We start from the raw sequence: 14,566 nt of genomic DNA, 5'->3' as shown, positions 1-14,566 counted from the left end.
TTTTAACCTAACTTTGCAATCAATATAACAACAGTGATATGTTAGATACAATAGAATCAGCCATAGAAGATATAAAGAAGGGTAAACTGGTCATAGTAGTAGACGACGAGGATAGGGAGAATGAGGGCGATTTCATCACAGCTGCAAGGAATGTGACTCCGGAGATTATCAACTTTATGAGCCGTTACGGCCGTGGATTAATATGTGCACCATTAATTGAAGAAAGATGCGAGGAACTCGGTCTGGAAATGATGGTGCGTGATAATACAGCTTTACACCAAACACCTTTTACAGTTTCTGTTGACTTACTGGGACATGGTTGTACCACCGGTATCTCCGCCCATGACAGAGCTAAAACAATTCAGGCCCTGATCGATCCCAATATTCGTTCTGAAGAATTAGGTAAGCCCGGGCACATTTTCCCCCTGAAAGCAAAGAAAGGAGGAGTGCTGCGCCGCACCGGACATACCGAAGCTACGATCGATCTGGCCCGGCTAGCAGGATTTGAGCCTGCCGGCGTACTGGTGGAGATCATGAACGAAGATGGCTCCATGGCCCGACTACCTGAACTGAAGGAAATAGCAGTGAAGTTTGACCTGAAACTGATTTCCATCAAAGATCTGATCGAATACCGACTCAAGAAGGAATCCCTGATCGAAGAAGAGGTACGCGTACAGATGCCGACTGAATATGGTGATTTTGAATTGATTGCGTTTAAACAACTGAATTCCGGCGAAACCCATATGGCACTGAAGAAAGGAGAATGGGAGAAAGATGAACCCGTACTGGTGCGTATCCACTCTTCCTGCGTAACCGGCGATATTCTCCATAGCCTGAGATGTGATTGCGGCCCGCAACTCCACAAAGCCATGCAGATGGTAGAACAGGAAGGAAAAGGTCTTATATTATATATGAACCAGGAAGGTAGAGGTATTGGTTTGCTGAATAAACTGAAAGCCTATAAATTACAGGAAGAAGGGAGAGATACTGTAGAAGCAAACCTGGAATTAGGCTTCCAGATGGATGAAAGAGACTATGGTGTGGGTGCCCAGATCCTGAGGCATATGAATATTACCAAAATGCGGTTGATTTCAAATAATCCCAAAAAGAGAGCCGGGATGAAAGGATATGGATTAGAAGTGGTAGAAAATGTGCCGATCGAAATTCATCCCAACCCGCATAATGAGGTGTATTTGAAAACAAAAAGAGATAAAATGGGTCACGAGATCCTGAAAGGATAAATAAAGAAAGGGTCCTGCCTCTGGCAGGACCCTTTCTTTATGAAAATGGTTTTCATCTTCGTTGGTGAATTCCCTCTGGCAGGACCCTTTTTTATTTAATGCGTTGTATCCCTCGCCGGCTTCACCGTTGTATCCTTCTCGTCCAACCGCTGCATCTCAGACCTCCTCATACTATCTATCATCCGCTTTCTCGCCCGCTCATTAAACAACTCGGTGAATTTATTATACTCACGTACATAAGATAACCCCAAACCCGCCTTAGTCCTGTTCACCAAATTATATACGTCATAATCCGACTTACTAAATGCATTGATACGGAACCTGCCCTCCGGCGTCAGCAGGTACTCTGCCCTGAAGTCTCCCGCCAGCCGGTTCGTATTCGCTGAAGTAGCCGCCTTCCCCCAGTCATAATCACCACCCACATACAACCGTACCCTGTTATTATATAAGGTACTGGTAATACCGGCACTCACCTGGTTCCTGTCCATCGCCGTATTATCCACATTACCAATATTATAAGCACGATAGTTCACATTCACACCAATACCACTGTTCTTGAGCAGTGCCCCGGTTATATTATTCAATATCGCCTGTGCCTGCGCACTCAATGCCTGTCCCACACTATTCTTACCTGTGATCGCCACACTCGCACCTCCCGAACTCGGATCTTCAGGCAGGAACTGGTTAAAGAGCAACAACCCCGCCATCTGTTGCAAGGCCTTATTCTGATCCTGGTTTATTTCCTTCAGTTTCGCTGCCACACCACTTTCATATGCCAGTGACCCTACCTCTGGCAGATTGATCTCATAAGAAATATCAGGTTTCATCAACTCCCCCCGCAGGTTAATCAGGATATCCACCCGCTCTGTACGGGTCGCCAGTTTATCTGTTGTGGTAGAAGCCGTTCCCACCAGGTTGTACAAACTCACTTTTGGCAAAGAATACTTTGCATGTATATCTACCTTCGCTGCCTGCGGATCGCCATTCCAGGTAATTGAACTGCTCTTGTCGATATCAAACTTCCAGCTGGTCAGCCTTTGCAAAGTAAAATTATAGCTACCCAGGTTGATCTCATAGTTCCCAAACATGGTAAAATCTCCATCCAGGTTTACATTGATCTGAAGGTTTCCGGTACCATTGGCAGAAATCATATCACCACTCGCAGCATCCATAATCACATCAATCTGTGCATCAGGGGTAGCAGATATATCCAGTTTCACATTCAGCTTCACGTTATCCTTCTTCTTCCGCTTCTCTTCCTTCATCTCTGTACCATAGGTTTTGAAGGTAATGTAATCCGACTTCCCGATATCCTTACTATCCGACAATGGCAGGTAGAAATGGGTACCCTTATCCGGCTTTGCCTGCACTTTCAATACCATATCATTTAACGGACCCTGGAAATAAACCTTTCCATCCGCAATCACATCTCCATAAAAGAGATCACTATCCGCCGCACCTGTACCCAGGAAGACAAAGTTTCTCGCCGTTACATCAAAGTCGAACGTCAGTGCATTGAAATGATCATGAGAAATATATCCACTACCACTTGCTTTACTGTTGTTCTTATCAATAATGGTGAAGTTGCCAAACTCAATCAGGTTATCATCTATATTAATGTTCAACTTAGGAATGGTATAATTTGTACCCAGGTACAATACCCTTACTTTCGCACTATCCACTTTCAGGTTCCCTTTCACCGAAGGCAGTTCTGTAGTGCCACTCACATTGATCTGCCCATTTACCTGCCCTTTCAGATCTGTCACATAATCTTTTACAAAGCGATCCAGCAATACCAGGTCTACACCCTTCAGGTTCACTGTACCTTCCAGTCTGTTATTTTCTTTCGTTAATCCCACACTTCCCTTTGCATCCAGGTTCTTACCGGCATTATCACTATGTAATTCAAATGTGGCTTCGCCGGTGCCCTGACTATATCCCCCTGCAAAAGATACCAGCCCGATGGAGTCATTGTCCAGTCGTAGTTCTTTGGTCACAATATCCGCATCTATATCCAGGTTCCGCATCGGGTCTGTGATCAGGATCTTCCCGTCTGCCTGTCCCTCTATACGCATAGGCGTCAATTGCGCCGGAATTACATCGGCCAGGTTCAGGTTCTTCAGGTTGATCATGAAGGTAGACTCATCCGGGTTGTATTCGTTGGTTTCTACGGACACGCTCTGTTCATTGCGCGTCACCTTCAGGTTATGTACGGTGAGGAAGTTCTTACTCCAATAGATTTCATTGCCCGGTCTCACATTCCACTGTCTTTCATTTACGGTAAAGGCACTATTCAGGAAGCTGATCTTCACCCCATCCGATACAGTGATCACCCTGGCATAGAAACCATCCAGGGAGGAAGTGTCCTGTGCCTGCAGGTCTACTTTCAGGTAAGAAGTATCTTTGCCGGAACTGGCCAGGATCAATGGGTGCTGTAGTAATACCTTGTCTCCACTGGTAACCCTGCCTATACTTGTACTGATGTCAATCTTATCAAAATTACCGGAGCTTTTCAGTTGCAGATCATTCACCATATACCCGCCATAGCCCGCCTGTGGCACAAATACATTCAGCGACAGGTTGCCATTCACCGTATTCAGCGACCCATCTATTTTAGACTGGTCAAAACCCGTCACCTTGTCTGTAAAACCCTTGATCAGCTTATCCACTTCTCCCATCTGGAAGGAAAAGGAGAAATCCTGCTTAATCTCTTTGGTTGGTGCAGTAGGGAAATAGCTGGGGTAGTATTTATTGAGCAACAGTTTGAATGCATCCGGCAGGTCCATAAAACTATAGTTCCCTTTCACAAACCCGCTGATCTCACTACCCTGAATAGCCAGTACCTTGATATTGTTCTCCAGATGTGTAGATACATTCAGTGAGTCAAATTCCAGTCTGTGTAGCTTGCGGTACAGCGATACATCGTACACACGGGCAGAACCATCGAAGTTATCGATATTACTACCCGCAAAGTTCAGGTCCAGTTTTGCCTGGAAAGTGAGGGAGTCATCCGTGAGGCGCATGGCCTTCAGGTTACTGTGTCGGATGTCAGCATCAAAACGGAACACGGGCACCGGCGCATTGAAGTCAATGGTACCGGCAAAGTCCATATCAAGGTTAGGGTCACCCACTGCGAGCGAACCGTTGAAGAACTTCCTGTTCATCTCACCCTTCGTCTTGATATTGGTATAGGTGTAGTCGTAGAGCGTAATTTTCTGTACATCCGCATCTACTGTTGCATTCAGTGTTTTAAAGTTGAAACCTGCGCCGTTTACCTTCGCACTTAGCGACACGGTGGAGAGTTGGGGTACATCCAGCAAGGTACCCATATTGAAATCATTCGTGGTCAGACTACCGGAGTATACCGGCACATCCTTGCTGGTCTTGAAGTTCAAGTCAGAATTCAGGTTACCCAGGTTAGTCTGGAACTTACCATAGGCCACAAAGTCATTGATAAACCCTGTAAAGCTACCCTGGAAGAGAATGTTGCTCAGTTTGTCAATACGCAGTGGCTCCACGTTGCGCAGGGAAGGGGCAATGCTCAGGATTTCCCCGCCATTAGTGGTTAGTTCATCGGCATGGAAGTCGATGAAGGTTTCCGCGATATCAGGCAGCCCACGCATTTCCAAACCTCCTTTCAGGTGTGTACCTGCATTGTCAGAGAGTTCTATATTATTCGCTTTCAGGTTTGACACTGGTCCACGGGCATCGCCAGAGAGGGTGACTACCTTTTTCCAGTCCCTCAGTTCCGGTGCAAAGAAAGCAATATCGTCAGAAGATAGTTTACTGTTTACAATATGTGCACGCATGAATACCAGGTTGATATAATCGTTCATATCACTGATATCGGCATATTGCATGGTGTAATAATCACGGAGGTGACTGTTGGCTGTCAGGAGGTCCATGTGAGAGAACTCCATTTCCACTGGCGACATCTTAAAGCGTGCAGAGAGTTTCTTTACTTCAAATCCGCTACGTTCTTTTGTACTGAAGGTCAGGTCGCCCAGGATACTGTCTTTTACTAATGTCGTATTGGTGAGCTGTAGATTTATTTTCTGGAAGCGTATGTGATTCGGTGCAAAATAACCGGCTGTTACAGCAGTGGTATCATCCGGGTCGTCTACGCCAAAGAGGCCGTCTTTGATCGAGACTTCTTTGACCAGCAGTTTCCAGTTGGCACTGTTCCAGCGAAGCTCAGGAATAGCGGTAGTATCTGTCAGCTCTTCTTTGTCTGCTTTTGGTTTTTTGTGACGCAGGGGTGAGGACTTATAACTGGAAATGATAAACGATGGCTTGTCCAGTTTCAGCTCCTGTATGTCAATATTGTGTTGCTGCAGATCAAGGTTCTTGGCATCCAGGTAAATTTGTTTGGCAGTTACGTAGTAGTCTTCACCAATCCACTGGTCTACCTGGTTGATCCTGACATTCGTGAGGTCGATCTTACGAAGGTCGATCGATACGCCGCCGGAAGGCTTCTTTGTTTTCGATGTATCTGGTGCACTGGCAAAGGCGTCGATGATGAAATCGTAGTTCCAGAGAGAATCTTTGCGGGTACGTATTAAGTTGATGCTGGCATTATCCAGGCCGATGTATTTGAGCACCGGCTTATCCTGCACAAAGAACCAATCGGTGATCTTTACCTGGGCAGTACCGGCATATAGCAAAGTATCTTTGTTCCGGTCTTCGATATAGAGACCTTCCAGGCGAAGGCTATTGAAGAGACGGATATCTACATGCTTGAGATCTACCCTTGTTTTCAGCTGGTGCGAGAGTCGGGTGATTGCTTGCTGAACAAGGAAATTCTGTACTGCAGGGATGTTGACCAGGATACCCAGAAGGATAGCCAAACCCAGTATACTAAGGAGAACAATCGTGATTATTTTACGTACCTTTTTCAGCGCAGCAATGTTTAAGCGGCAAATTTAATTGAATAAGTTGATAATACCGGGCTCTTGGAGCGATCAGGGTAGCAATTTTTCTTAAGTGATATGCCCCTGTTTTACAAGTTTAATTAATAGTAAGTTAATACAGTTGTTAAAGTTTTTGGATTGGGAATTGATATCTTATCCATATGAAGTATTCATTCCTCATTCTGGGCATTGTGCTGTTATCCTGTTCGGGCAATAAAACAGTGAAAGTGAAGGGATCAGATACCGAAGTTAACCTTGCCGTACAGTTTGCAGAGTCATTTCATCATTACAAACCTTCTTTATTCGTTTCCGTATCCGGTGGTGGTTCCGGATTGGGTATCGCCTCCCTGCTGAATGGCACGGCAGATATTGCCAATTCCAGCAGGAGGATCAATGATAAAGAGGTGGCCTTGTTCCGGGAAAAAGGCATCGCGCTCGATTCATTCATCTTTGCACAGGATGCCATCGCCTTTATCGTAGCCGATGATCTTCCAATGGAATCTATCAGTACCCAACAGCTGGCTGATGTGCTGAGTGGAAAGGTCCGGGATTGGGAGCAGATTACGGGAAAGCACCTGCCGGTGAACATTTATGGGCGTCAAAGTAATTCCGGGACCCATGATTTTGTAAAAGATCGTTTGCATATCGCTTTCTCCCCACGCGCAAAACAAATGAATGGCAATGCACAGATCGTGGAAGCCATTCGTGCAGATCACTCCGGCATCGGCTATGTAGGCGCCGGATATGTGAGCGCCGGGGCCAACAAAGGGATAAAAGTATTACCGGTGTATACTACAGACAAAGTGGATGCAGTGTCACCCCTGGATGCTGCAAAAATTGAAGAAGGAAAGTACTTCTTCCAGCGTCCCCTGTTCCAATACTTCAGGGCGAAAGATTCAATACAGGTAAGGCCTTTCATCGATTTTGAACAAAGTGCCGAAGGCCAGAAAATAATTAAGACAGGAGGGTATTATCCAGTTGGAAAATAGATAATGGATCACATTTCTATAAGCTTTCTTAGACTGCGCTTAGACTGCGCTTATACTGTTCTTAGACTGCGCTTAGACTGTTCTTCGATTGCTCTTCGACGCTTCTTCGATTGCTCTTCGATTGCTCTTCGATGCTTCTTCGATGCTTCTTCGACTGCTCTTCGATTGTTCTTCGATTGCTCTTCGATTGCTCTTCGATTGCTCTTCGATTACTTTTCGATTACTTTTCGATTGCTCTTCGACGCTTCTATAACCTAATATTGATTTTCAAACTGTTATATTCTACCCAAAAAATAATCTTTATGCGTATCAAAAGACGGGAAAGGATGGACTGGCTCATGAAACAGGTGTTCAAAACGACTGGCTTACTCACCATTGCCTTGCTGGCAGGAATTTTCATTATGTTGTTTTACAACAGTGTAAGCTTCTTTTTCGATGTACCTCCCATCGACTTTTTTACTGGGGCACAGTGGGATCCGGATAATTCCAAGAATGCCTATAGCATCATTCCATTGCTCGTGAGCACGGGTTTGGTGGCTTTTGGGTCTATGATCATCGCGGTGCCATTGGGTATTTTATGTGCCGCCTTCCTTTCAGAACTGGCGCCACGAAAATTGCAGGTCGTATTAAAACCTGTTATCGAAATGCTGGCTGCCATCCCCTCTGTGGCCATTGGTTTCCTGGGTATTACCCTGGTTGGACCGGGTATTGCAAAGATATTCGGTATTGCAAATGGATTGAATGCCCTCAATGGTTCTATCTTATTGGCAGTGATGGCATTACCTACCATCATTACCATCAGTGAAGATGCGATCAATGCCATCCCCCGAAGTCATCGCGAAGCTTCGCTGGCACTAGGGGCCAATCAATGGCAAACCTTGTATAGAGTGGTCATACCCGCTGCCTACCCGGGATTAATTGCTGCCGTGTTGTTAGGATTAGGCAGAGCCCTCGGCGAAACAATGACAGTACTCATGGCCACCGGCAATACTGCCGAGATGCCCACAGGTTTCCTGGATTCTATCAGAACCATCACTGCTACCATTGCCATCGAAATGGGAGAGGTGCCTTACCGCACCACCCACTACTTTGCGCTCTTTGCTATTGCAGCAGTGTTGTTCTTAATTACATTAATCATCAACCTCGTTGGGGAATATGCCGCTAACAGGTTGAGAAAATTTCAGGCATGAGAAAATGGTTTAACTGGTTGATATTAACAGGTAGTACGTTCATCGTCTGCCTGTTTTTGGGCGTCATCCTATGGGATATCTTTTCAAAAGGATTATCTGTATTATCATGGCAGTTTGTAAGCCAGCCCCCGGTAGCGGCTATGACTAAAGGAGGAATACTGCCAGCTATTACCGGTACTTTGTTACTCACCTTTATCACGACATTATTCTCCGTGCCCTTCGGTGTTGCCTGTGCCGTATACCTGAATGAATATGCCAGACCTTCGTTGTTGACGAATGTGATCCGGGGTTCTATCCGAAACCTGTCTGGTATTCCTTCTATTATTTATGGCTTGTTTGGGCTGGCGCTTTTTGTACAGACCTTCAGGCTCGGTACTTCTGTATTTGCTGCAGGTCTTACATTAGGGTTACTATCATTACCTTATATCATTACTACTACCGAAGAGGCGCTGAAGCGGGTACCTGTCAGTATGCGCGAAGCCACACTGGCACTGGGTATTACACAGTTTGAAACGATCAGGGATGTAGTATTACCCAAGGCATTGCCAGGCATTCTCACAGGCGTTATTCTGACCCTGTCAAGAGCCGCAGGCGAAACAGCGCCTATCTTATTTACAGGTGCCGCCTTCTATATCAATGGCATGACAACGGCCCTGGATCAGGAGTTCATGGCATTGCCCTATCACCTGTATATGTTGTGCACACAGCACCAGTCTATCGAAGCCGTACGGCCCCTGGCGTATGGAACGGCTGTGGTACTGATTATAATCGTGTTTCTGCTGAACATGGTCGCATTTTATTTCAGGTTTAAACAAAGAACGCAGGATTGACTATGGATAAGATCAAATTGTCAGCACACCATTTGGATCTGTATTTTGGGAATAAACAGATCCTGAAACAGGTGAATATCGACTTCCCTGAAAACAAGGTGACGGCGCTGATCGGGCCTTCAGGATGTGGAAAGTCTACTTTGCTACGTTCGTTTAACCGCATGCATGATCTATCGCCTGATGCGAAGATTAAGGGAGAGATCCAACTGGATAACCAGGATATTTATGATCACCAGCTCTCTGTCAATGAAGTGAGAAGAAGGATCGGGATGGTGTTTCAGAAAGCCAATCCTTTGCCCAAAAGTATCTTTGATAACCTCGCTTATCCACTGCGCATCCATCAGTTTCCCAAACATGAAATTCCCGGTTTGGTACAGCGGGCACTGGAAGAAAGTTACCTGTGGGATGAAGTAAAAGATGAATTGAAGAAACCTGCCGTAAAATTATCCGGTGGGCAGCAACAACGATTGTGTATAGCAAGAGCTGTGGTCCTGCGCCCCGAGGTGATCCTGATGGATGAACCCTGTTCTGCACTGGATCCCATCAGCACAAATAAAATAGAATCACTCATCCTCAGTCTGAAGCGGGATTATACCATCGTCATCGTCACCCACAATATGCAGCAGGCCCAGCGTATTTCAGACAAAGTCGCTTTTATGTACCTCGGCGAACTGATTGAATATGGCGATACCGAACAGATATTCCATTCCCCTCAACAGGAGCTGACAAAGAATTATGTAAACGGACATTTTGGATAATGCTTACAACGCCACCGGTTCTACCTTGTAACCTGCTTTTCTGAGCAGTGCGATGACCCCACCTTTGCCGGCTAAATGACCTGCGCCAAATGCAAAGAATGCAGGTGTCTGCTGTATTTGCTTTGTGATAACGGGTATCCAGTTGTTATTACGATCGTCCAGCATGAGTTTTTTGTAGCGGACCACATCTTCTTCCTGCAGGATTAAACCAAGCAGCTGGTTGAGATCTGCCTTATAATAAGCATCCAGCAATTGTTGGTACTCCGTTCTGGAAGCTGCCATATCTTTCACCTGCTTTACAAGACTTTCTGCTTCCTCTTTATCAGGAATACTATCAAATATCGCGATCTGATCTTCTGCATTTTCCAGTCCATGTATGGTGAGACCCTGGTCTTTGGCGAGTAGCAGGAGCATATTTTCGCAGGAGACAGGATTCGGACAGGTAGCGGTTTTTTCCATCAGTATACTCATGATGAGCATGGGTTTCATCTTGTCTAATAACTGCAATGAGGTGCCGATAGAGTCGCGGAAGTAATCGCTGAGTATTGTATAATCTTCCGGCGATAACAGGGCTTTGAATGAATAACCTTCAGGCATCATCATCTCACCGGCTATGCGGGTCATGGCTTCTGTATCGTCCATGTTGAATTCCATATAGAAGGCTTTGGTCTCCTTCATCGTTTTGCCAATGGCGACAGAAAATGGAAGATCGTCAGTGCAGAGCATGTGGATGGTGCCAAACAGGTATGATGGCTTAGACAGGCCATGGCCGCTGATTTTCCAGAGCAGGGAAGACGAATCTTTCTGTGCTGCCGGCAAAAAGGTCGTTAACAGGCAAAGTAATGTAGTGAACATGATCAGGCAGTTTTGAAGGCTTGTTTTAATTGCTGTTGCAATGTTTCCAGCTGGGATTTTTGATGCAGTGCAGTTACGACAATACGGTTAATGGGTGGGCTATCCGGATCAGGGTAGCCAAAAGAGGAGATGATGGTTCCCTGGTGTTCCAGCTTTTTTTCAATACCCGCTTTCACCAGGAAGATAGGTAGTCGAAAAGGATTATGTAGCTGAGGCATATCAGCCGTTAACGTTGCAAACTCAGCGATGCGTTGCTGCATCAGTTTTCGTTGATGATGATGCAGTTTTTTGCTTTGCAGAAATGCCCAGGCGCTGGCCGGCATCAATGAAGTACCTGCTGTAAAAGCGGGTGTTTTTTTTATAGCGATGATGTCTTCCAGTCTACCCGAGACCACGCCTCCCTGTATGCTAAATGCCTTGGCCAGTGAAGCGGAGAGCAGGTAGCGGAGTGGCGGGTGCTGTGGCAGTACATGAACAATACCATTACCGTTGGGTCCTAATACCCCAAAGCCATGAGAGTCGTCTATCACTACCATCACTTCTTTATTAATTTCATTCAGCCAGTTGAAATCGTTGATATTGCTGGTAAGTGGATTCACACTATCGGTCACGATCGCAAAGGTGCGATCCGGCCAGGCGTTTACTTTCTCAATCGTTTGTGCTGTCCATTCTTCCCAGGTCTGATTGGGGATACTGGCTTTACCTAAACGGAGCGAGGGATGTGTGGTCGGAGAGTAGCATAGCTCACCCTGTGTGGCAGCGTATAGCACCGCTGCCTGCGAGGCAAGGTAGCCGGAAGAAAAGGAAGCTGCTGCGGGCTGTTTAAGCATGTCAGCAAGCGTATCGTCCAGTTCTTCATATAGATCAAGGCGTAAGTTAGCTATGCGGGAAGACACAAATACGGTTCCATACAGGTCGATGCCGTTACGGAGTGCTTCTTTGTAATGGGGATGCGCGTGCAGGCCCAGGTAAGAGAAGCCGGAGAAGAAAAGATATTCTTTCCCGCTGATGTGGGTTACCTTGTCAGGAGTCGAATTTGTGTGCAGATACATTTATTCAGCCTTTGTTTTCAAAATGAAATAGTAATCACCTGATTTCACTTTCATATCGAAGTGCGTATCGTCGAGGGTAACAACGGTGACAAGGTTCTCGTAAGTACGGTCTCCGTTATTAGCGGTGATGGAAATGACCTTTCCTGCGCTGAGCATCTTGTATTTGCCGGAATCAGGTTGGTTATCGATCGTGGCGATGAACAGGTTGTTGTCGAGGAACTGGTAGAACACGTTCGTATAGTAGCCTCTTTTCAGTTCAGTCGCCTGGTTGATTTGCGTGATGTCATAACCGGAGCCGGGTGGAACAACTACATCGTACACTCTCCATTTTTTATGGAGGAGTTGTTTGTCGCCAGCGCCACAGGAGCAGAGAAAAAGGATGGCTGATAGAGCGATATATTTCACGGGAGAATAATTTTATGGGAACAAGTTAAAGCAATTTGCGTTACTGGCGGCTGCCAGTAACGCAAAAAGTCATTTCATCATACGATCATTAAATGCCTGTGAGCCTCCCTTCGGAATGCTCAGACTCAGCCACTTGTCGCCTTTCAGGATCTTACCTAAATACACAATCTGTCCTACATGATATGGTACATGCATCAGTTGTCTGTTGATGGCATCTAATACAATAAGTGGTTCACTCCTGATCAATACCGTCTTCTCCAGGTCATCTGGTGTAAGACTGCCGATGGCATCCAGTATCACTTTCCAGCCATCATTCCACAATTGGATAATGGCTTCCTTCGAAGCAACGCCATTTTCAAACTCACTGTCCCTGTTTCTCCATGCCTTCTCTCCATCCGATGTCAGGAAGTCCGTCCAACGTGAACGCATATTCCCGCTCAGGTGTTTTACGATCAGGTAAATGCTGTTTGGCTCACCTTCCGGTTGCCACAGCATTTGCTCACCTGTCAGTTGGGCGATGGTGTTGTCGCCCAGTGATTTGTAGGAGGACAGTCTTTCGAGTGCGCTGTCCAGGTAAATCTTTCCAAGCATAATCGTATGTATTAAAAACCAGCTGCACTGTCATCACCGCGTTTGTCGCCAACGGCATTCATCTGGCCATCCGCGTTTACTTTGATGACTTCAGTACGACCAATATGTCCTCTTGTAGTGATCTTGTACCCCATTTTTTCCAGACCTGGCAATGGTGCTTTCTCAAAATCTTCCTCTACCACTACTTCATCCGGCAGCCACTGATGATGGAATTTAGGCGCATCTACAGCTTCTTTCGGAGACAGGTTGAACTCCAGCAGGTTCATTAAGGTCTGGAATACAGAAGTGATGATTGTGGAACCACCTGGTGTACCTGCTACAATGTAGGGCATTTGGTTTTTTAAAACAATGGTGGGCGTCATGGAGCTCAACATCCTTTTGCCGGGGGCAATGGCATTGGCTTCGTTACCTACCAGGCCATACATATTTGGTACGCCTGGTTTTACACTGAAATCATCCATTTCATTATTCAGCAGAAAACCTGCACTACCTACCACTACTTTAGAACCATAACCACCATTCAATGTAGTGGTCACAGATACTGCATTTCCTTCGGCATCCATCACCGATAGGTGAGTGGTTTCATCACTTTCATGAATACTACCCGCCTTTACAACTTCGCTGGAACCAGCTTTGGTAGAGTCGAAGTTATTCATGCGCGATCGGATATAAGTAGCATCAGTCAATTGTTTCACCGGTACCTTTACAAAATCAGGATCACCCAGGAACTGTGCTCTGTCAGCATAAGCGCGTCTTTCTGCTTCTACCATCAGCTGTATAGACTTCACAGCGTGAAAGCCCCATGTAGCTAAAGGATAAGGAGCCACCATGCCCATGAGCTGTTGCAAAGCAATGCCACCACTACTTGGCAGCGGCATAGTGACAATGTCGTATTGCTTATATTTAAACACGACAGGTGTTCTGTCTACTGCACGATAAGATTTCAGGTCTTCCAGCGTGATCAGGCCATTGGCTCTTTCCATTTCATCTACGATCTTCCGGGCAGTTTCACCTTCATAAAAACCTTCACGGCCTTTGTCACGTATTAGTTTCAGGGTGTTGGCCAGATCTTCCTGGATCAGGATATCTCCTTCCTTCCAGGGAGTGTCGCGCATAAATGCGTTGTCTTCGGTATTGAGTTTTTTAAATTGTGCCTGTGCTGCATTGAGGCTACGTGCTTCAGCAGCCGTAATAGCAAAGCCTTTTTCCGCCAGCCGGATCGCTGGGGCAATGAGTTTTTTCATAGGTAATCTGGCATAAGGCAGGGAAGCAAACAGGCCGGCCACAGTACCCGGTACACCACAGGCCAGGTGACCGTCAATGCTGAGCGACCTGACAGGATTACCATCCGCATCCAGGTACATATCCCTGGTTGCCTTTGCTGGTGCCGCTTCCCGATAGTCAAGCGTCACGTTTTTACCTGTCTTCAGGTGGGCCACCATAAATCCGCCACCACCCAGATTACCGGCGGCGGGATATACAACTGCCAGCGCCAGCTGGGTTGCAATTGCAGCATCTACAGCATTACCACCTTGTTTCATTACTTCAATCCCTGCCAGACTTGCAAGGGGATGGGCCGAGACTACGGCACCATGAGAAGCATTTGTTTCTTTTTCAATTTTGTAGTGGATTGCGTCGTCCTGCGCATAAATACTGGTGCAGGAGAACAACGTAAGCGTGAGTAATACTGTGCGCATCTGAAACGTATTTTATTCTTATCGATCAATTTAGTATTTTGGTTAACA

Annotated in this window: 11 protein-coding genes; 5 read left to right on the top strand and 6 right to left on the bottom strand. The window is 46.1% G+C overall.

Going from position 1 to position 14,566, the window contains the following annotated elements; genetic code table 11:
• Window positions 1-38: 38 nt before the first annotated feature.
• A complete protein-coding gene (locus BW716_RS10645; protein WP_083722525.1) occupies window positions 39-1,241 on the top strand; it encodes a bifunctional 3,4-dihydroxy-2-butanone-4-phosphate synthase/GTP cyclohydrolase II in 1,203 nt (400 codons plus the stop codon).
• Between the two features lie 95 nt (window positions 1,242-1,336).
• Here BW716_RS10645 and BW716_RS10640 read toward each other — a convergent pair whose 3' ends face one another.
• Window positions 1,337-6,088: a translocation/assembly module TamB domain-containing protein gene (locus BW716_RS10640; RefSeq protein WP_083722524.1), complete on the bottom strand. Its 4,752-nt coding sequence runs from the start codon at window positions 6,086-6,088 to the stop codon at window positions 1,337-1,339.
• Between the two features lie 224 nt (window positions 6,089-6,312).
• Here BW716_RS10640 and BW716_RS10635 point away from each other — a divergent pair, with 224 nt between their 5' ends.
• From BW716_RS10635 to pstB, 4 genes are all read left to right on the top strand, one after another.
• Window positions 6,313-7,140 (top strand): substrate-binding domain-containing protein, encoded by an 828-nt coding sequence (locus BW716_RS10635; RefSeq protein WP_083722523.1) that lies wholly within the window; start codon window positions 6,313-6,315, stop codon window positions 7,138-7,140.
• Window positions 7,141-7,442: 302 nt separating this feature from the next.
• Entirely contained in the window at window positions 7,443-8,330 is an 888-nt protein-coding gene (gene pstC / locus BW716_RS10630; RefSeq protein WP_083722522.1) for a phosphate ABC transporter permease subunit PstC, read from the top strand.
• Entirely contained in the window at window positions 8,327-9,160 is an 834-nt protein-coding gene (pstA, locus tag BW716_RS10625) for a phosphate ABC transporter permease PstA (RefSeq protein ID WP_083722521.1), read from the top strand. Before pstC ends, pstA begins: the two co-directional genes overlap by 4 nt.
• A gap of 2 nt (window positions 9,161-9,162) precedes the next feature.
• Complete coding sequence (gene pstB, locus BW716_RS10620) at window positions 9,163-9,918, top strand: phosphate ABC transporter ATP-binding protein PstB (protein WP_083722520.1); 756 nt, start codon at window positions 9,163-9,165, stop codon at window positions 9,916-9,918.
• A 3-nt stretch (window positions 9,919-9,921) separates the two neighbouring features.
• Here the strand turns inward: pstB and BW716_RS10615 are convergent, their stop codons facing one another.
• From BW716_RS10615 to ggt, 5 genes are all read right to left on the bottom strand, one after another.
• A complete protein-coding gene (locus tag BW716_RS10615) occupies window positions 9,922-10,773 on the bottom strand; it encodes a TraB/GumN family protein (RefSeq protein WP_083722519.1) in 852 nt (283 codons plus the stop codon).
• Window positions 10,774-10,775: 2 nt separating this feature from the next.
• The gene (locus BW716_RS10610; protein WP_083722518.1) at window positions 10,776-11,825 is read right to left on the bottom strand and encodes a pyridoxal phosphate-dependent aminotransferase family protein; all 1,050 of its coding nucleotides are present in this window, start codon (window positions 11,823-11,825) and stop codon (window positions 10,776-10,778) included.
• Window positions 11,826-12,230 (bottom strand): hypothetical protein, encoded by a 405-nt coding sequence (locus BW716_RS10605; RefSeq protein WP_083722517.1) that lies wholly within the window; start codon window positions 12,228-12,230, stop codon window positions 11,826-11,828.
• A 69-nt stretch (window positions 12,231-12,299) separates the two neighbouring features.
• The gene (locus BW716_RS10600) at window positions 12,300-12,821 is read right to left on the bottom strand and encodes a DUF1572 family protein (RefSeq protein ID WP_143708818.1); all 522 of its coding nucleotides are present in this window, start codon (window positions 12,819-12,821) and stop codon (window positions 12,300-12,302) included.
• Between the two features lie 11 nt (window positions 12,822-12,832).
• Window positions 12,833-14,518, bottom strand: coding sequence for a gamma-glutamyltransferase (gene ggt / locus BW716_RS10595; protein ID WP_083722515.1), 1,686 nt, complete (start codon window positions 14,516-14,518; stop codon window positions 12,833-12,835).
• Window positions 14,519-14,566: the final 48 nt, after the last annotated feature.

The organism is [Flexibacter] sp. ATCC 35208 (assembly GCF_001975825.1).
Classification (GTDB): domain Bacteria; phylum Bacteroidota; class Bacteroidia; order Chitinophagales; family Chitinophagaceae; genus Chitinophaga.
The sequence above is the reverse complement of the archived record's forward strand: the minus strand, read 5'-3'. Positions and strand labels throughout refer to the sequence as shown.

Coding starts and splice junctions, on each gene's coding strand:
- BW716_RS10645 (WP_083722525.1), top strand. CDS start 39: ATGTTAGATACAATAGAATCAGCCATAGAAGATATAAAGAAGGGTAAA.
- BW716_RS10615 (WP_083722519.1), bottom strand. CDS start 10,773: ATGTTCACTACATTACTTTGCCTGTTAACGACCTTTTTGCCGGCAGCA.
- pstB (WP_083722520.1), top strand. CDS start 9,163: ATGGATAAGATCAAATTGTCAGCACACCATTTGGATCTGTATTTTGGG.
- ggt (WP_083722515.1), bottom strand. CDS start 14,518: ATGCGCACAGTATTACTCACGCTTACGTTGTTCTCCTGCACCAGTATT.
- pstC (WP_083722522.1), top strand. CDS start 7,443: ATGCGTATCAAAAGACGGGAAAGGATGGACTGGCTCATGAAACAGGTG.
- BW716_RS10610 (WP_083722518.1), bottom strand. CDS start 11,825: ATGTATCTGCACACAAATTCGACTCCTGACAAGGTAACCCACATCAGC.
- pstA (WP_083722521.1), top strand. CDS start 8,327: ATGAGAAAATGGTTTAACTGGTTGATATTAACAGGTAGTACGTTCATC.
- BW716_RS10600 (WP_143708818.1), bottom strand. CDS start 12,821: ATGCTTGGAAAGATTTACCTGGACAGCGCACTCGAAAGACTGTCCTCC.
- BW716_RS10635 (WP_083722523.1), top strand. CDS start 6,313: ATGAAGTATTCATTCCTCATTCTGGGCATTGTGCTGTTATCCTGTTCG.